A 16,216-nucleotide genomic window follows, 5' to 3' on the forward strand; every position below is an offset into this window, starting at 1 on the left:
GTGAAGGGGCGGGTCAAGCTGTTCGATGAGGCCAAGGGGTTTGGCTTCATCGAACTGCCGAATCAGCCGGACGTGTTCGTCCACTTCTCCGCGATCGTTGGCGGCGGGTATAAGGTCCTGACCCCGGGCCAGCAAGTCGACTTCGTGATCGTCGAAGGCCCACGAGGCCCGCAGGCGGCTAACGTCAAGGTCGAACCAGACGCTGATTGACCATTAAAGATGCCCGCCGCATTGCCATCAGGCAGTGCGGCGGGCATCTTTGCGTCTGTTGAGGCGTCAGCTCACTTCACGTCTTCGATCTGACCATCATGGGTGCGGGCCACTTTCATCGCCGTGACCGGAATGTAGCCCATCTTCTTCACCAGGCTGGCTTGCACCTTGGCGGATTGGATGTAGTGGATGAACTTCGCCGTTGCGGCCTTAGGCGACCCTTTGGTGTACATGTGCTCGTAGGCCCAGACGACCCACTTGTTCGTCGTCACGTTCGCGTCGGTCGGGGCGACCCCGTCGAGGCTGAGCTTGTTGACGCCGCTTTGAATCGCGGAGAAGGCAAGGTAGGAGATCGCCCCGGGGGTCGACTTGACCATCTTCATGACCGTCCCGCTGGAATCCTGTTCTTGTGCGGTCATCACCTTGTTGGTCTTGAGGGCCAGGCTCTCGAAGGTCGCGCGGGTCCCGGAGCCTTGCGCCCGGTTGATTACGACGATCTTCTGGTCCGCGCCGCCGACCTGCTGCCAGTTGGTGACTTGGCCCGTGAAGATGTCAACGAGCTGCTGGTGGGTCAGGTTCGTCACGCCGACACCGGGGTGGACGACCGGAGCGATGCCGACCACGGCCACCTGGTGATCGACCAGGGCGTTCGCGTCCACGCCGTCTTTTTCTTGGGCAAAAATATCCGAATTCCCGACGGTGACTGCGCCGCTCGCCACCTGACTGAGGCCGGCGCCGGAGCCGCCGCCTTGAACGGTGATGTCCGCGCCGGGGGTCGCGTCGGTGTACTGCTGCGCCGCGGCCTCGACCAGTGGCTGAAGTGCCGTCGAGCCGACTGCGACGATCTTCGTCTGCGCGGTGCTGCTGGAACTCGCCGGGGTCTTACTTGGACTGCTGCAGCCCGCCAAGGCGAAGAGCAAGGTGACGCTGAGGAGCAAACCAGTTTTTTTCATGATCGTGCCTCCAATTTCTGATGTGTCTCTAGCATACCCAGTGAATGTAAAGTGACGTGCATCATTGTGTAAAGACACGGTATCGACGGTAAATATCTGACCGCGATTCCGTAAAAAGTGTAAATTGCCCCTTTGCATTTTCTGAAAATCACGGCGTATAATGAACGACGAACCACAGTTTAGACACCACATGGAGGTACTTATGACGAGTTATGTCAACGATCCCAAGGTTCAAAAGAACCGTTGGTGGATCATTACCGCGGTGGGGATGTTCACCATTATGTCGACGCTCGACGCATCGATCGTCAATATTGCATTGCCAGTGATGGCTAACGACCTGGCCATCCCGATGAATCAAGCCGAGTGGGTCGTGTCGATCTACCTGATCGTGATCTGTGCGCTGCTCCTGTTGATGGGGCGCCTCGGGGACACGGTCGGGAAGATCCGGATCTTTCGCCTCGGCACGGTCTTGTTCACCGTCGGCTCGCTGTTCGCCGGCTTCAATCACAGCTTCGCGCTCCTGTTGGCGGCGCGGGTGGTGCAGGCGCTGGGCGCGAGCATGACCATGGCCAACAACAACGGCATCATCACGGAGGTCTTCCCGATGAAAGAGCGCGGCAAGGCGCTTGGGCTGATCGGCTCGTTCGTGTCGGTCGGCTCGATCGCCGGGCCGGGCTTGGGGGGACTGATCCTCGGGCAGCTCCCGTGGGGCTACATTTTCTGGATCAACCTACCGATCGGGGTGATCACCATGATCGTGGGCCAGATCGTGTTGCCGAAGGACCTCGCCCCGAGCCACGCGGCGATCGACTGGCCGGGCTTCATCAGCTTCGTCTGCGCGATCGTCCCGTTCTTCCTGGCCGTCAACATGGGCCAGGTCGTGGGTTTTGGCAACTGGCGGGTGCTGGCACTGTTCGCGATCGCGGGGCTCGCGCTGGCGGCATTCGTCCGCATCGAGCAGCACCACCCGGCACCGCTGGTGGCGTTCAAGCTTTTTCGCAACGCCGAGTTCACGCTCAGCCTGCTGGCCGGGTTCTTGATCTTCGTGACGAACTTCTTCTTCAACGTGATCTCACCGTTCTACTTCGAGAACGCGCGGGGCTTGTCCGCAACGACAGCCGGCTATATCCTGATGCTCTTTCCCGTCGTGCAGGTGATCGTCGCGCCGCTGGCCGGCAGCCTGTCGGATAAGATCGGCCCGTACACCATCACGTTGGTGGGGCTGGGCGTGATCTTGGTCAGCCAGCTCGGCTACGCGCAGCTCGGGCTAGCGACCCCCGTCGCGGTGGTCCTGCTCCTGATCGGGCTGATGGGCTTCGGGAACGGGACGTTCCAATCGCCCAACAACACGATCGTGATGAGTGCGGTGGCCCCTCAGGACTTGGGGATCGCCGGCGGGTTGAACGCACTGGCGCGCAACTTGGGCATGGTGGTCGGCATCTCGGCGGCGACGACGACGCTGTTCGCGTCGATGAGTCAGTCGGCGGGGCGCAAGGTCACGACGTACCTGCCGGCGCACCCGGCGTATTTCATCACCGGGATGCACCGGGCCTTCGTTCTGGCGGCGGCGCTGTGTCTGGTCGCCGTCGCGTTGACCGCCTACCGCATGCACCAGCAGCGTGCGGCCAAGTAAAGCGTTGGTCAGTGATCCAATGAGGATCGCAGCCCAACAGGGGCAGTGTCGACTGGTCAATCACCAGTCGACACTGCCCCTGTTGGGTGTGCGTCAAAAAAACCGCCGATCAACATCGACGGTCCGGGGACGGTTAGACCTGCGGCCCGCTGCCCATGCGGCCGGAGGTGTAGTCGAGCAGGTGGTTCTTGAGGTCGTTTTCCATGTTGGACAGCTCGGCCTCGGCGGCTTTGCGCTTGGCGCGTCCGTCTTGCTGGATCTGCAGCGTCTGCTTGAGCGTGTCGACCAAGTCGTTTTGGGTCTGGGTCAGGGTCTCGATGTCGACGACCCCGCGCTCGTTCTCCTTGGCGGTCTCGATCGCACTGATCTTGAGCATCGACGCGTTCTTCTTCAGCAGGTCGTTGGTCGTCTCGGACACCTGGCGCTGGGCAGTGACGGCGTCTTTTTGCCGCAGCAGGGTGAGGGCAATGGCGACTTGGTTCTTCCACAGCGGGATCGCGGTGTTCACGCTGGCCTGGATCTTTTCGGCCAGGGCCTGGTTGGTGTTTTGGATCAACCGGATCTGGGGGGCTTGCTGCAGCGTGATCTGCCGGGCGAGCTGTAGATCGTACGCGCGTTTTTCGAGCCGGGCTTGGAACTGCTTGAGGTCGTTGACCTCTTGGACCTTCATCTGGTCCCCGGATTCCTGGGCGTCTTTCAGGGCCGTCGGGATCGTTGTCTCCTCTAGCTCCTGAAGCTTCATCTTAGCCGCGGCGATGTAGATGTTCAGCGCGTCGAAGTAGGCCTTGTTCTGGCCGTACAGCTCCTCGAGCATCTTGTTGTCGGTCAGCAAGCCTTGCTGTTCCTTCTCGAGCCGGCTGGCGATGGAGTCGATCTGGGCACCGATCTTCTGGTATTTGGCGGTGATCTCGAAGATCGACCGCTTCACCTTGCCGAACATCTTCTTGAAGATGTTGCTGTTTTCGGCGCGCAGTTCGTCTGGGTTCGCCTCGTTCAGGCGGGCCATCAGGCTGGTCAGCGCATCGCCGACAGCCCCGGTGTCTTGGCTTTGGACCTGGTTCAGCATGGTCTGGGAGAATTGGCCGAGCTGCTTTTGGGCCGCTGCGCCGTAAGTCATGACGGCATCCTGGGTCTTGACGTCGAGTTGCTTAGCCAGTTCCTTGGCCTGGGCCTCCTGTTCGGGGGTCAGGCGGTTCTCGACTTGAGCGGGGGCGGCCTGTTCGACGACCGGGTTTGCGTTGGCCGAGAAGGGCTGGCTCAGCAGGTCATTGACGAGGCTTTGGGTCTCTGTGGTGGGTTGTTCGTCACTCATGCGTGTTCTCCATTTCTTCTTTGATGTGGGTCAGATCGACAGTGTGGCCGGGCTGAACAGTCGATTCGGCCAGCCGTGGGGTGATCTGCTTCTTGGCTAAGCTGAGGTCGGCTTCAAGGTCGTCCAGGTCGGTTTCGACGAAGGTGGCATAGTCGGTCCGGATCGACTCGGCCAGCTCACTCAAGGTGTTGGCCGCAGTGGTCAGCACGTCGTAGGTGTCTTGGGTCTTCACCTCATGGTGGCTGATCGCCTCGTACTTCTTGGCGATGCTGACGAGGTTCGGGAGCTGTTCGTAGATAAAATGGCCGGCGATTGCCAGCTGCTTCGGTGTCTTGACCACCGCCTTGAAGTAGGCGTGCAGGACGTCTTGCAGGTCATGGTTCAAGGCGACGGCCTTGATCTTAGGCACCCGCGCGGCGATCGCATCGAATTCGCGGATCTGGGCGGCGGCAGTGTCCATGGTCTCACGGAACAGGTCGATCTCACTGTCGCTGAGGCCCGAGTCGGCGTAGTGGGCCGCCATTTTGTCGGTCAGCGGCGGGGTCTCCTCGGGTGCTTGCGGCTTCGGGCGCGAGAGTTCCCCGATCAGGCGTGCGCCCCCGAAGACCAGGGCGACGAAGAGGGCTAGCCAGAGTTGTTGCGAGAGTAATCCGAGCGCGAACCCACCGGCGGTCCAGATGGCCACGCGCCAGCGGCGGACACGTTTTTGGGTTTTTTTCACGGCGTTTCACTTCCTGAGTTTTTTCGATATCGTGCCTTTAGTTTACCATAGAACCGCAGGGGGAATATCCGCCTCTAGATTGAGATTCTTTGAGTTTTGATTAAGCCATTTGTAAACGCGGGCAGAATTGGTATCATTAAGGGTCGAAGGGAGGCGAGGGCATGGAACGCATCGTGACCACTGAGACACTATACCGCGGACGGATCCTGACGCTGACGCGCGCGACGGTCGCACTACCGGATGGCCGGACCCAGGTGCGGGAGATCGTCCGAACGCATGGGGCAGCCGGCGTCCTCGCCATTCGCGGGGCGCGTGCGCTGTTCGTCAGGCAGTGGCGCACGCCGCTGCGGCAGGAGACATTGGAGCTGCCGGCCGGCCGCATCGAGCCGGGCGAGTCGCCGCTTCAGTGTGCGCAACGCGAACTCAACGAGGAGGCCCAGCTAGCGGCGACGACCTGGCAGGCGCTAGGCGCGTTTTACCAAAGCGCCGGCTTCTCGGACGCACAGACGCACCTGTTCATGGCCACCGGCCTGCACCACCCGGCGCACCAGCGCCCGTTGGACGACGGTGAACAGCTGGCGGGCGAGTGGTTGACGCTCGACCAGGCGCAGGCGGCGCAAGCCGAAGGGACGCTCTGCGACGCGAAGACGCTGATCGGGCTGAATGCCTGGCGCGCGATGAGACAGGAGGAAGACCATGGCTGAAACACGTTCTCGCAAGGCTTACCGTGAGGCACAACAGCACGCTGAGACCGAAGCGGAGAGCCGCGACGCGCGGCGCCGCCAGGTCGAGCGTGATTACGCGAAGCAGACGCGAACGCACCCGACCACGGGCCGATTCGATGACGTTACCTATAAGAAGGTCAATAGCCTGAAGAAAAAGCTGAACTGGGCGATCGGCATCGTGATCGGGTTGCTCGTGATCGTCGCCGGGGTATTGTTTGGGTTGTGACTGACTAAAAGTCAGTGTACAATAGAGGACCGTGACCACCAGACGGTCAGTTGAACGAGACAGGAGAGAATTGAGCATGAAGTTAGGCGTTATCTGTGCGATGGAAGAAGAGATCCGCACGCTGTTGGGGCAGCTGGAAGGCCAGCGCGAGCAAGTCTTTGCCAGCCAGCATTACTACCACGGCACGATCGACGGGATCGAGGTCACCTTAGTCGAATGCGGGATCGGTAAGGTCCAGGCGGCCATGACGACCGCGATCTTGATCGACCAGTACCAACCAGATGTCGTCATCAACACCGGTTCGGCCGGCGGCATCGGCCCGGCGCTGAACATCGGCGATGTCGTGATCGCCAGCGCGGTCGCATACCACGACGTTGATTCGACGGCGTTTGGCTACCTGCCGGGCCAGCTTCCCGCCCAGCCGCAGCGCTTCACGGCGGATGAGACGCTGGTCGCGGCGATCGCTAAGGCGGCGCAGGCGGTGGACCTGACCACGCATGTGGGCTTGATCGTGACCGGCGATCAGTTCATCAACAGCCAAGCTGCGATCGCGCGCATTCACGCGATCTACCCGGAGGCGCTGGCGTCTGAGATGGAAGGCGGCGCGATCGGCCAGGTCGCCACGCAGTTCCACAAGCCGTTCGTTGTGATCCGGGCGATGAGCGATAACGGTGACGAGTCGGCCAGTGTGAACTTCGATGAGTTCATTATCGAGGCCGGGCGGCGGAGCGCCGCGATGCTTTTGGCCTACATCAAGCAGCTCGCAGCCTGACCCAACAAGCGCAAAGGAGTGACGTCATGGCACATATTTACCTCGATAACGCCGCCACGACCCCGATGGCTAAGCAGGTCATCGCGGCCATGACGGAACAGATGACCAATGATTACGGCAACCCGAGCTCGACGCATTGGTTCGGTCGGACGGCGCACACCGTGATGGACCAAAGCCGGCAGACGCTGGCCGCCAGCATCGGTGCCCGGATGGGTGAGATCCAGCTCACCAGCGGGGCCACAGAGGCCAACAACACCGCCATCCTGCAGACGGCCCACACGCGTGCCGCCTTGGGGCGCCACATCATCACGACCGCCATCGAGCATCCCAGCGTCGGGCAACCGATGGCCCAGCTGGAACGCGAGGGCTTTCGGGTCACCTACTTACCGGTGGATGAGACCGGGCAGATCAGCCTGGGTGACTTGGACGCGGCCTTAGACGACGAGACGATCCTGGTCTCCGTGATGATGGGGAACAACGAGGTGGGCAGCCACCTGCCGATCGCGGCGATCGGTGCGCGACTGGCCACGCACCAGGCGTGGTTCCACACGGACGCGACGCAGGCGTACGGGTTGCTCGACATCGATGTCGCGGCCTTGGGCGTCGACTTGCTGTCGGTGTCCGCCCACAAGATCAATGGGCCTAAGGGGGTCGGCTTCCTCTACCGGCGTGACGGGCTCAACTTTCCACCGTTCATCCGCGGCGGGGAGCAGGAGATGAAGCGGCGAGCCGGCACGGAGAACGTCGTCGGGATCGCCGGGTTCGCCGCGGCGGTGAAGCTGATCACCCCGCAGACGAAGGCCGATCGGCAGGCCAAATACCTCGGCTTCAAGCACCAGATCATCGATAACTTGCGCGCCGCAGGGATCACGTTTGACGTGAATGGCGCGGTCCAAGCCGATGCGTTGAACCATGTGTTTAACCTCTGGTTCCCAGGCGTGTCGACTTACGCGCTCCAGACGAACCTCGACTTGGCCGGGTTTGCGGTCTCGGGCGGGTCTGCCTGCACCGCGGGCAGCTTGGAGCCGTCGCACGTGCTGACAGCGATGTACGGGGCCGACAGTCCCCGGATCGCGGAGTCGATCCGGATCAGCTTCGGCAAGGACACCACGGCGCTGGACGTGACGCAGTTCACCACGGCCTTGATCAAGATCGTCACGCGTCTGCGCGCCAAGTCCGCGCGCTAACGGTCAAAAACCGCGTTGAGTCGCGGTTTTTTTGCGCACAGGGGCGCGGCAATGTTAAACTAGAAGCGTATCCAATGCGAGGAGTGTGAGAGTATGGCATTAGCGGCGACCGGGTCAGCCTTGGGCGACCCACGGACCTACCAGATCAGCGCGCAACTGAAGCGCTACACGTTGATCGACTTAGGGTTTGTTCAGACGAAGAACGGGAACTTCCAGTTAGAGCGCAGCCTCGATCCGAACTCACCGTTCACGGCGGCCAACAAGCTCAAGGTGACGGTCAAAAAGGACCTGTCTGCCTTCCAGATGGGTGTGACGACAGCGAACGGGCTGAAGGCGGTCAACATCTTCCAAGACGCGAAGACCGCAGACAACGTCGAACAGTACCAGTACATCATCGATAATCTGATCGAGCGCAACGTGATCGATCCGGCGTAACACACGGGGCCGTGGTAACGCGGCCTTTTTGTGTGCCTAGGCGCCGGCGCGAGGCTGTACGCGCTCAGGTCAGCACCGGCCGGCTTCGCCTGGCCCGGTGGCGCAACGGCGACGTGCCGGTGCCACGGTGCATTAGGGCGCGATCAGTCAGGGGGCAACGCGCGGTTGCGGGCAGAAATGCTGGCAGTGCGGCGAATCGACGGGTATGATGGGACCCAAAAGGAGTGGGTGAGGATGACATTAAGGATCGGCGCAGCGGTGCGTCAGCAACGCGAGGCGGTCGGATTGAGCCAGACCGAGTTGGCGACGCAGCTGCACGTGACACGTCAAACCGTGTCGAAGTGGGAATTGGATAAGCGCTATCCGGACATTGCCACGCTGGTCGCGCTAGCAACGGTCTTGCACTGTGATGTGCGCGTCTTGCTGGGGATGAAGCAAAAAGTTCAGTGGCGGCACCTGCTGCGTTGGCGGGCGGAAGACAAGGAAGTCAAGTGGTACGCTGGTGGCAGTGAGCGCGCCAAGTTGGCGATCGCGAAGCTGACGGAGATCATGGCGGCCCTGCCCCCGACCCAAGCGTCACTGCGTGCGCTGTTGCAGACCTATTACGATCTGTTGATGGCCCAGGGGACGTCGGTGCCATACGTGCTGACCACGATGAACTTGGAAGCGGCCGGGCTGATGCACAAGCAGGGCTTCTTGTTGCCACCTGTTGCAGAGGCGCGCTATAAGGAGCTGATGCGGCTGAGCAACATTCGCTACCGGTAAAGCACTTACTTTGCGTTAGGATTGTTTTTGACCGCGTCACTGGTATAATGGGGATTACTGGAATTGACGACCTTCAAATCGGATAACTTCCAGAATCTGATTGAAATGATGGTGATCACTGTGGACAACAGCAACACCCGCGTTGTGGTCGGGATGTCTGGCGGGGTGGACTCCTCTGTCACCGCGCTGCTCCTGAAGCAGCAGGGCTATGATGTCGTCGGCGTCTTCATGAAAAACTGGGACGACACCGACGAAAACGGGGTCTGTACCGCGACGACCGACTACGAGGACGTGGCCAAGGTCGCAAGCGAGATCGGGATCCCGTATTACGCGATCAACTTCGAGCAGGAGTACTGGGACCGGGTATTCCAGTATTTCCTCGACGAGTACAAGGCGGGGCGCACGCCGAACCCGGACGTGATGTGCAACAAGGAGATCAAGTTCAAGGCGTTCTTGGCTTACGCCGAGGCACTTGATGCCGATTACATCGCGATGGGGCATTACGCGCAGACGACGACGGATGCTGACGGGACCGTGCACATGCTGCGTGGCGCAGACGGCAATAAGGATCAGACCTACTTTTTGAGCCAGCTCTCTCAGGCGCAGCTGAAGCGGTCGCTGTTCCCGATCGGCCACTTGCAGAAGCCTGAGGTCCGCGCGATCGCCGCGGAGTACGGCTTGGCAACGGCCAAGAAGAAGGATTCGACCGGGATCTGCTTCATCGGCGAGCGGAACTTCAAGCAGTTCCTGTCGACCTACCTGCCGGCCCAGCCGGGCAAGATGATGACGCTGGATGGCGTCGAGAAGGGCACGCACGATGGGCTGATGTACTACACGATCGGGCAGCGCTCCGGGCTGGGGATCGGGGGCAACAGCCAGAACTCTGAGCCGTGGTTCGTGGTCGGCAAGGACCTGGCGCAAAACGTGCTCTATGTCGGCCAGGGCTTCAACCACCCGGCACTGATGGCGACAAGCCTCGACGCCAGCGGGATGAGCTTCTTCACCGGCGCGGCGCCGGCGCAGACCTTCCACTGCACGGCGAAGTTCCGCTACCGCCAGGCGGACACTGGGGTGACTGTGACGCTGGCCGGTGACCGCGCCAAGATCGTTTTTGACGAGCCGGTGCGCGCGATCACCCCGGGCCAGGCCGTCGTGCTCTACGATGGCGCCGAGTGCCTCGGTGGCGGCACGATCGACCTAGCGTATAACGACGCCAAGGTCCTGCAGTACATCTGAGACGCACTGATAAAGCAGCCACGCGGCTACTTTTTTTCGCGGGGGCGCACTGGACGCGGGTGATTCCCCTTGGGGGCGTGACGTGGTATGATAAGCCCAAACGTATGTACGGGAGGTTCAACGATGAAGACGATGCACTATCACGCGCCACTCGGGGAGATGACTCTGTTGGCCAATGCGCACGCGGTGGACGGCCTGTGGTTTGACGATCAGGCGTACTTTGGCGGCCCCTTCGACCTTGCGGCGGCCACGCCAGGGGCTTCGCCGGTCCTGGTGCAGGCCGTGGCGTGGCTTGATGCGTATTTCGCCGGGCAGTCGCCGGCCCCGGCGCAGGTCCCGGTCGAGTTGGTGGGCACCCCATTTCGCCAAGCGGTCGGCGCCCTGCTCCAGGCGGTGCCGCTGGGGGCCACGATCACATACGGTGAGCTGGCGCGCCAGCTCGCGGCCCAGGGCCACCCAACGAGCCCCCGGGCCATCGGTGGGGCCGTCGGGCACAATCCGGTGTCCCTGCTCGTGCCGTGCCACCGGGTCGTCGGCGGCGACGGCGGCCTGACCGGGTATGCGGGGGGCCTGGCCCGTAAGGTCGCTTTACTGACGCTGGAAGGGGTCGCGGTCGATCCCGTGCGGCTGCGACTTGACAAGTGAACTTGGCGAGTCTATACTCGGTCTGACAAGTTAACTTGGCATAAGCGGAGGCCGTGATGAAAAGAGACGAGATCTTAGCGAAGAGTCGGCGGGATAACCTGTTATGGGATGAACAGGAGCGCGCTGTGCGCGCCGCAGCGGCTAGCGGGGGCCACCTTGTGCTCGGGGGGCTCTTGCTGGGCGTGTTGGTGATCAGCATGATCCAGCAGTGGCAGGGGCGCGCCCCGCTGGTGGCCCCTTGGTTAATCGTGGCCATACTCAGCTGGGATGAGTTCGTCCAGGTTGCTTACCGCCAGCGCCACGGGAGTCACCGCTTGGGCTGGGGGCGCCTTGAATGCTGGGGCGCTGGCTTGGCCGCGGTGGCCGCCAGCCTGCTGTATGTGCTCGAGCTGGTCGCCCCAGGGTGAGTGCGATGGATCAGCTGACGCTACACAATCACCTGCAGACGGTGCGCAAAGCCCGTGGCCTGTCGCAGCAGGCCTTGGCCGCTCAAGTCGGGGTGTCTCGCAATACGATCAGCTCGATCGAGACAGGGCAGTTTGCGCCAACGGCCAAGTTGGCGCTGACCCTCGCGATCGCGCTGGAAGTGCGCTTTGAAGACCTGTTTTATTTTTGACGTCCCCCTTGGTGCCAATGCGCGGCTGGCCATCGAGGGGTGTTTGGCGTCAGCCCACGGTCCAAGGGGCCTGTTGCGGTGTCAGGTACAGGACTTCGGTCTCGTCTTGGAACCCGGCGGCCTGATAGACGTGATGAGCGAGCGAGTTGTTCGCCGTCACCCTGAGGCGGACCGGACGTTTGCGGGTCTTGGCCAGCAGGTCGAGGATCAACGCCACGAAGCGCTGGCCGAGTCCCTGACCGCGCTGATCGGCAGCGACGAAAAGACCGAAGAGGTAGTCGTAATCGTCTAAGTCGATCGCGCAGTAGCCGATCACCTGGCCGGCGTGCGTCATCACGACCGGCCAGACGTCTTCGGCGTCCAGGTTGACGTGCAGGTAACGCCTTGCTTCTGCCTCACTGGCCTCGGGGAAGGCTTGGCGGTAAGCCGGCAGCAGTGTCTCGAGGTCAGCGGCTACCATCAGGCGGACAGCCTGGCTGGTGTGAGCCGGCGTCAGCTGGGGGGTGGCGACCATCTGCCACTCAGCATCGGGGTCGGCGTGCAGGTGCGCATTGGTCGTTAGCGTCGGGTGGGTCAACAAAAAGCGACGCTCGCAGCTGTATTCGACAGTGGGGTAACCGTAACGCAAGAGCACAGTGCGCGCCGTCGCCCACAGCCGGGTGGCGATCCCCTGTCGTCGCCAAGTCGGCGCGACGATCACGTTGATATCCACACTGCCAGTTCCGGGCGCGTCGTCGGCGTACAGGGTGAGCACGCCAACCAATTGCGCGGCTTCGTAGGCCAAAAACAAGGCAGGCATTCCACGGTAGTAGTTGTAGTCGTTGCTCAAAAACGGATCGCGGTGTGTCTGATCCGCCGCGTGAGCGGCGGCGATCAGCTGGTCGCAATCGGTGCGCTGCGCCGGAGTCAGCACGGTCGTCGAAATGATCATCCAGAGGGCCTTCTTTCGTCGTTTAGGTCTCATTATACCGGTCACGCCTTGAATTGTGGTGCGCGAATCGCGATAATTAGAGGTATCGAATCTGAGGAGGACCAAGTGTGACGCGGTTATATTTTGTTCGGCACGGGAAGACGACCTGGAATCTAGAGGGGCGCTATCAAGGCGCGAACGGGGACTCCCCGCTGTTGCCCGAGAGCTACGCGCAGATCGCGCAGCTGGCGGGGGCCTTGCGGGGGATCCCGTTTGCGCACGCTTATGTCAGCCCGCTCCCGCGTGCGCGCAACACAGCGACGGCCCTGATCGAGGCGTTGGGTCAGCGAATCCCGACGACGGTGACCGCCGGGATGCGCGAGTTCAACCTGGGCAAGATGGAGGGGATGCGCTTTGCGGATGTGGCCAAGCGCTACCCCAAGGAGCTGCACGCCTTTCGCGAGGCCCCAGGCGAGTACGATCCGACGGCAATCCACGGAGAGACCTTCCCACAGCTGATCGCGCGGATGCAACCGGTGGTGCTCGACGCCGTGGCGCAGGACACCACCGGGCAGGCTAACCTGCTGTTCGTCAGCCACGGCGCGGCCTTGGTCGCGCTCATCCAGAGCCTGCTGGGCACGCCGATCGCGGCGATGCGCAAGGACGGCGGGCTGACGAACACCAGCGTGACGATCTTGGCGGCGCACGGGCCGCAGCTGCCGTTCGAACTGATCCGCTGGAACGACACCCACTTTTTGACCCGGCGGCTCGAGCCGACCGATACGATCTAGTGACTGGAGCCAAAGGAGGCCATCATGACAGATTCAATGATCGCGCAATTCAACCGCGGTGAGCACGACGCGGCGATCCAAGAGGCGGTGCGTCGGATCGACGCGAAGCCGACGGACCCCAAGCGCTATGCGACGCTGGCAACGATGCTGATCGGTATCCACGCCTACGATGAGGCCGGCCAGCTCTTGCTCCGGGCGCAGGGCTTGTTTCCCAACGAGGCCGAGCTGACGTATGACGCTGGGCTCTTGGGGTTTGCGCAGGAGAACTACGCGCTGGCGGCCCGGTACTTCCAGCAGTTGATCGGGGGCCAAAACGCGCTGGCGCAGGACGCCCAATACATGCTTGCCTTGTGCGAGCAGCAGTTAGGGCGGCCAGAGCGGGCCGTGGCCTTCGCCTTGACGGCACACGAGGCGGATCCGACGCGTGTCGACGCAGCGCTGCTGGCGGCCGAGCTGTTCCTGACGACCGGGGCCTTCACCGCGGCCGCCTCGATGCTGACGCCGTTTTTGAAGATGGGCGACGCGAAGGTGCTGTTCACATACGGGATGGCGCAGGCGGGGGCCGGCGCCGACGGCAGTCATTGGCTCGACGCGGCCCAAGCGTTGGACCCCGATGGCTACGACCAGCAGGCGTCGCGCGTGCGTGACATCGCAGGCTTCTTAAAGGGGCAAGCGCATGGCTGACGCGGGGCAACACACCGTCAGCGGCCAGGTCAAGGCGATCTTTTTTCAGAACCCGACGAATTTCTTCAAGATCCTGCTGATCGAGATCAAGCAAAAGGACTTCGACTGGCCGGACAAAGAGATCGTGGTGACCGGTAGCTTCGGGGACATCAAGGAAGAGGAGCGATACACGTTTGTCGGCAGCCTGGTCAACCATCCGAAGTACGGCGGCCAGTTCCAAGCTGCGAATTACCAGGTGGAGAAGCCGACCTCCAAACAGGGGTTGATCAACTACCTGAGCTCGGATAAGTTCCCTGGGATCGGGGCGAAGACCGCGGAGAAGATCGTCGATGCCTTGGGGATGGGGGCGATCGACCAGATCCTCAAGGATGAGGCCGTGTTGACGCCGCTGGGGCTTAACGCCCAAAAACGCGCGACGCTGGTCGATAACCTGACGGCGAACCTCGGCATGGAGCAGGTGATCATCGGGCTGAACGACTTCGGCTTCACCAGCAATATGGCGGCGCGGATCTACCAACTTTACGGCACGGACGCGTTGCACATCATCGAGGAGGACCCGTACCAGCTGATCGCAGATGTGGACGGGATCGGCTTCAAGCGCGCTGATGCGATCGCGGCCAACCTGAACATCGCGGCGGATGCGCCGATGCGACTGGCCGGCGCGCTGCTGGACGCCTTGAGCACGCTGACCGACGGGACCGGTGACACCTACGCGCAGCTGCCGGTACTGCTGGACGCGACGATCGGCCTGCTCGAAGGCGCGCGCAATGTGGAGATCGACCCGAACCGCGTCGCAGACGCCTTGATTGGCTTGACGCGCAAGAACCGCGTGTACGTCGAAGCCCAGCGGGTGTTCCCCAAGAAGCTCTACGAGGCTGAAGGGGCGATCGCCGACCGGATGCGCTTGTTGCTTGGGGCCAACGAGGACGCCCCCAGTGAGTCGGCGGTGGCCAAGGCGATCCGCTTGGTCGAAAAGCGTGAGGGGATCACCTACGATGACACGCAGACCCAGGCGATCCAGACTGCCATGCAGCAGCAGGTCTTCTTGCTGACCGGTGGCCCGGGGACGGGGAAGACGACGGTCGTCAACGGGATCGTGCGGGTGTACGCGGAGCTCAACGCGCTGTCGCTGGACCCGAACCGATACAAGGATGAGGTGTTCCCACTGATGCTCGCGGCGCCGACCGGGCGCGCGGCCAAGCGGATGATGGAGACGACCGGCTTGCCGGCCAGCACGATCCACCGGCTGTTGGGATTGGCGGTCGACACCCAGGAGTTCGAGCCCAAAGACCTCCCGGAAGGGCTCCTGATTGTCGATGAGATGTCGATGGTCGACACGTACTTGTTTCGCTCGCTGTTGACCGCGTTGCCGCCGGGGATCAAACTGATCCTGGTCGGCGATAAGGACCAGCTGCCGAGCGTCGGGCCCGGCCAGGTCTTCGCCGACCTGCTGCGCAGCCGCACGCTCCCGAGCTTGGAGTTGACGCACATCCATCGCCAAGACGCGACGAGCTCGATCATCCCGCTGGCCCACGCGATCAACCGCGGGACACTGCCACCGGATTGGCAGCAGAATCAGCCGGACCGCTCGTTCATCCTCTGCCCGCCGAATCAGCTGGCGGCGGCCGTCGGACAGGTCGTCGGGCGCGCAGCGCAGAAGTTCGAGGCGGCCAACATTCAGGTGCTGGCCCCGATGTATCGCGGGGCAGCGGGGATCGATCAGCTCAACCCGATGATCCAGACGATCCTGAACCCGAAGCGTGATGCGCGCACCAAGGAAGTCGAGGCGCTGAACGGGGTCTACCGGATCGGGGACAAGGTCTTGCAGCTGGTCAATAACCCGGAAGCCAACGTGTACAACGGTGAGCTCGGGCAGATCACCGGGATCACGCCGGCCAAGCAAGCGGCCTCGAAGACCGACGAGTTGACCGTGGATTTTGACGGCAATGAGCTGACGTATCAGCGGTCAGATTGGACCAAGATCACACTGGCCTATGCGACGTCGATCCACAAGGCGCAGGGGAGCGAGTTTCAAGTCGTCGTGCTCCCGCTGACCTTGGGCAGTCGTCGAATGCTCGCACGGAACCTGCTCTATACAGCGGTGACACGGGCTAAGGATTTTTTGATCTTGATGGGCGATCCGCGCGCCTTCGAGCTGGCGGTCCAGTCCGTCGCGGATAACCGCCAGACCGCCCTGGTCGAGCGGCTCCAGGTCGCGTTGCCCACAGTTGACACGACGATACCAGCTGCGGATAATGAAGACCAACCCGCGGCGCCTGAACCGCAAGACTACCGCCTGACCCCGGAGATGGTCGCCCACAACGCGGTCGACCCGATGATCGGGATGACTGGGATCACCCCAGCCAGCGTGGCGGCCCAACTTTGAAGAAGGAGT

Annotated in this window: 19 protein-coding genes; 15 read left to right on the plus strand and 4 right to left on the minus strand. The window is 62.2% G+C overall.

The window, feature by feature from the left end:
• Complete coding sequence (locus HII33_RS07980; protein ID WP_179395275.1) at positions 1-210, plus strand: cold shock domain-containing protein; 210 nt, start codon at positions 1-3, stop codon at positions 208-210.
• Between the two features lie 71 nt (positions 211-281).
• Here HII33_RS07980 and HII33_RS07985 read toward each other — a convergent pair whose 3' ends face one another.
• On the minus strand, positions 282-1,163 hold the full coding sequence (locus HII33_RS07985; protein ID WP_179395276.1) for a phosphate ABC transporter substrate-binding protein PstS family protein: 882 nt from the start codon (positions 1,161-1,163) through the stop codon (positions 282-284).
• 202 nt (positions 1,164-1,365) lie between these two features.
• On the opposite strand from HII33_RS07985, the gene HII33_RS07990 reads away from it, so the two are divergent.
• Positions 1,366-2,796: an MFS transporter gene (locus HII33_RS07990; RefSeq protein WP_179395277.1), complete on the plus strand. Its 1,431-nt coding sequence runs from the start codon at positions 1,366-1,368 to the stop codon at positions 2,794-2,796.
• A gap of 133 nt (positions 2,797-2,929) precedes the next feature.
• Here the strand turns inward: HII33_RS07990 and HII33_RS07995 are convergent, their stop codons facing one another.
• Complete coding sequence (locus HII33_RS07995) at positions 2,930-4,108, minus strand: toxic anion resistance protein (protein ID WP_179395278.1); 1,179 nt, start codon at positions 4,106-4,108, stop codon at positions 2,930-2,932.
• The gene (locus HII33_RS08000; protein WP_179395279.1) at positions 4,101-4,829 is read right to left on the minus strand and encodes a 5-bromo-4-chloroindolyl phosphate hydrolysis family protein; all 729 of its coding nucleotides are present in this window, start codon (positions 4,827-4,829) and stop codon (positions 4,101-4,103) included. Before HII33_RS08000 ends, HII33_RS07995 begins: the two co-directional genes overlap by 8 nt.
• A gap of 161 nt (positions 4,830-4,990) precedes the next feature.
• Between HII33_RS08000 and HII33_RS08005 the strand changes: the two genes are divergently transcribed.
• From HII33_RS08005 to HII33_RS08050, 10 genes are all read left to right on the plus strand, one after another.
• Positions 4,991-5,533 (plus strand): NUDIX domain-containing protein, encoded by a 543-nt coding sequence (locus HII33_RS08005; RefSeq protein WP_179395280.1) that lies wholly within the window; start codon positions 4,991-4,993, stop codon positions 5,531-5,533.
• Positions 5,526-5,780 carry a hypothetical protein gene (locus HII33_RS08010; RefSeq protein ID WP_179395281.1) on the plus strand — a complete coding sequence of 85 codons (255 nt, stop codon included), beginning with the start codon at positions 5,526-5,528 and terminating at the stop codon, positions 5,778-5,780. Before HII33_RS08005 ends, HII33_RS08010 begins: the two co-directional genes overlap by 8 nt.
• 76 nt (positions 5,781-5,856) lie before the next feature.
• Positions 5,857-6,552 carry a 5'-methylthioadenosine/adenosylhomocysteine nucleosidase gene (locus HII33_RS08015; protein ID WP_179395282.1) on the plus strand — a complete coding sequence of 232 codons (696 nt, stop codon included), beginning with the start codon at positions 5,857-5,859 and terminating at the stop codon, positions 6,550-6,552.
• Between the two features lie 26 nt (positions 6,553-6,578).
• Positions 6,579-7,739, plus strand: a complete 1,161-nt coding sequence (locus HII33_RS08020; RefSeq protein ID WP_179395283.1) for a cysteine desulfurase family protein — start codon at positions 6,579-6,581, stop codon at positions 7,737-7,739.
• A 93-nt stretch (positions 7,740-7,832) separates the two neighbouring features.
• A complete protein-coding gene (locus HII33_RS08025) occupies positions 7,833-8,174 on the plus strand; it encodes a DUF1831 domain-containing protein (RefSeq protein WP_179395284.1) in 342 nt (113 codons plus the stop codon).
• A 234-nt stretch (positions 8,175-8,408) separates the two neighbouring features.
• Entirely contained in the window at positions 8,409-8,939 is a 531-nt protein-coding gene (locus HII33_RS08030) for a helix-turn-helix domain-containing protein (RefSeq protein ID WP_179395285.1), read from the plus strand.
• Between the two features lie 105 nt (positions 8,940-9,044).
• Positions 9,045-10,175 (plus strand): tRNA 2-thiouridine(34) synthase MnmA, encoded by a 1,131-nt coding sequence (gene mnmA, locus HII33_RS08035; RefSeq protein ID WP_179395766.1) that lies wholly within the window; start codon positions 9,045-9,047, stop codon positions 10,173-10,175.
• 123 nt (positions 10,176-10,298) lie between these two features.
• The gene (locus HII33_RS08040; RefSeq protein ID WP_179395286.1) at positions 10,299-10,820 is read left to right on the plus strand and encodes a methylated-DNA--[protein]-cysteine S-methyltransferase; all 522 of its coding nucleotides are present in this window, start codon (positions 10,299-10,301) and stop codon (positions 10,818-10,820) included.
• Between the two features lie 56 nt (positions 10,821-10,876).
• Positions 10,877-11,227 (plus strand): DUF6442 family protein, encoded by a 351-nt coding sequence (locus HII33_RS08045; protein WP_179395287.1) that lies wholly within the window; start codon positions 10,877-10,879, stop codon positions 11,225-11,227.
• 5 nt (positions 11,228-11,232) lie between these two features.
• Positions 11,233-11,436 (plus strand): helix-turn-helix transcriptional regulator, encoded by a 204-nt coding sequence (locus HII33_RS08050; RefSeq protein WP_179395288.1) that lies wholly within the window; start codon positions 11,233-11,235, stop codon positions 11,434-11,436.
• A 49-nt stretch (positions 11,437-11,485) separates the two neighbouring features.
• Here the strand turns inward: HII33_RS08050 and HII33_RS08055 are convergent, their stop codons facing one another.
• Positions 11,486-12,367, minus strand: coding sequence for a GNAT family N-acetyltransferase (locus HII33_RS08055; RefSeq protein WP_179395289.1), 882 nt, complete (start codon positions 12,365-12,367; stop codon positions 11,486-11,488).
• A gap of 107 nt (positions 12,368-12,474) precedes the next feature.
• Between HII33_RS08055 and HII33_RS08060 the strand changes: the two genes are divergently transcribed.
• The 3 genes from HII33_RS08060 to recD2 are packed head-to-tail and all read left to right on the plus strand — an operon-like array spanning position 12,475 to position 16,207.
• Positions 12,475-13,137 (plus strand): histidine phosphatase family protein, encoded by a 663-nt coding sequence (locus HII33_RS08060; protein ID WP_179395290.1) that lies wholly within the window; start codon positions 12,475-12,477, stop codon positions 13,135-13,137.
• Positions 13,138-13,161: 24 nt separating this feature from the next.
• Positions 13,162-13,821 carry a tetratricopeptide repeat protein gene (locus HII33_RS08065; protein WP_179395291.1) on the plus strand — a complete coding sequence of 220 codons (660 nt, stop codon included), beginning with the start codon at positions 13,162-13,164 and terminating at the stop codon, positions 13,819-13,821.
• A complete protein-coding gene (recD2, locus tag HII33_RS08070) occupies positions 13,814-16,207 on the plus strand; it encodes an SF1B family DNA helicase RecD2 (RefSeq protein ID WP_179395292.1) in 2,394 nt (797 codons plus the stop codon). Before HII33_RS08065 ends, recD2 begins: the two co-directional genes overlap by 8 nt.
• The last annotated feature ends 9 nt before the right edge of the window (positions 16,208-16,216 follow it).

The sequence above is a fragment of the Lacticaseibacillus absianus genome (assembly GCF_013407595.1).
GTDB lineage: Bacteria > Bacillota > Bacilli > Lactobacillales > Lactobacillaceae > Lacticaseibacillus > Lacticaseibacillus absianus.

Coding starts and splice junctions, on each gene's coding strand:
- HII33_RS07985 (WP_179395276.1), bottom strand. CDS start 1,163: ATGAAAAAAACTGGTTTGCTCCTCAGCGTCACCTTGCTCTTCGCCTTG.
- HII33_RS07990 (WP_179395277.1), top strand. CDS start 1,366: ATGACGAGTTATGTCAACGATCCCAAGGTTCAAAAGAACCGTTGGTGG.
- HII33_RS07995 (WP_179395278.1), bottom strand. CDS start 4,108: ATGAGTGACGAACAACCCACCACAGAGACCCAAAGCCTCGTCAATGAC.
- HII33_RS08005 (WP_179395280.1), top strand. CDS start 4,991: ATGGAACGCATCGTGACCACTGAGACACTATACCGCGGACGGATCCTG.
- HII33_RS08010 (WP_179395281.1), top strand. CDS start 5,526: ATGGCTGAAACACGTTCTCGCAAGGCTTACCGTGAGGCACAACAGCAC.
- HII33_RS08015 (WP_179395282.1), top strand. CDS start 5,857: ATGAAGTTAGGCGTTATCTGTGCGATGGAAGAAGAGATCCGCACGCTG.
- HII33_RS08020 (WP_179395283.1), top strand. CDS start 6,579: ATGGCACATATTTACCTCGATAACGCCGCCACGACCCCGATGGCTAAG.
- HII33_RS08025 (WP_179395284.1), top strand. CDS start 7,833: ATGGCATTAGCGGCGACCGGGTCAGCCTTGGGCGACCCACGGACCTAC.
- HII33_RS08030 (WP_179395285.1), top strand. CDS start 8,409: ATGACATTAAGGATCGGCGCAGCGGTGCGTCAGCAACGCGAGGCGGTC.
- mnmA (WP_179395766.1), top strand. CDS start 9,045: ATGATGGTGATCACTGTGGACAACAGCAACACCCGCGTTGTGGTCGGG.
- HII33_RS08040 (WP_179395286.1), top strand. CDS start 10,299: ATGAAGACGATGCACTATCACGCGCCACTCGGGGAGATGACTCTGTTG.
- HII33_RS08045 (WP_179395287.1), top strand. CDS start 10,877: ATGAAAAGAGACGAGATCTTAGCGAAGAGTCGGCGGGATAACCTGTTA.
- HII33_RS08050 (WP_179395288.1), top strand. CDS start 11,233: ATGGATCAGCTGACGCTACACAATCACCTGCAGACGGTGCGCAAAGCC.
- HII33_RS08055 (WP_179395289.1), bottom strand. CDS start 12,367: ATGATCATTTCGACGACCGTGCTGACTCCGGCGCAGCGCACCGATTGC.
- HII33_RS08065 (WP_179395291.1), top strand. CDS start 13,162: ATGACAGATTCAATGATCGCGCAATTCAACCGCGGTGAGCACGACGCG.
- recD2 (WP_179395292.1), top strand. CDS start 13,814: ATGGCTGACGCGGGGCAACACACCGTCAGCGGCCAGGTCAAGGCGATC.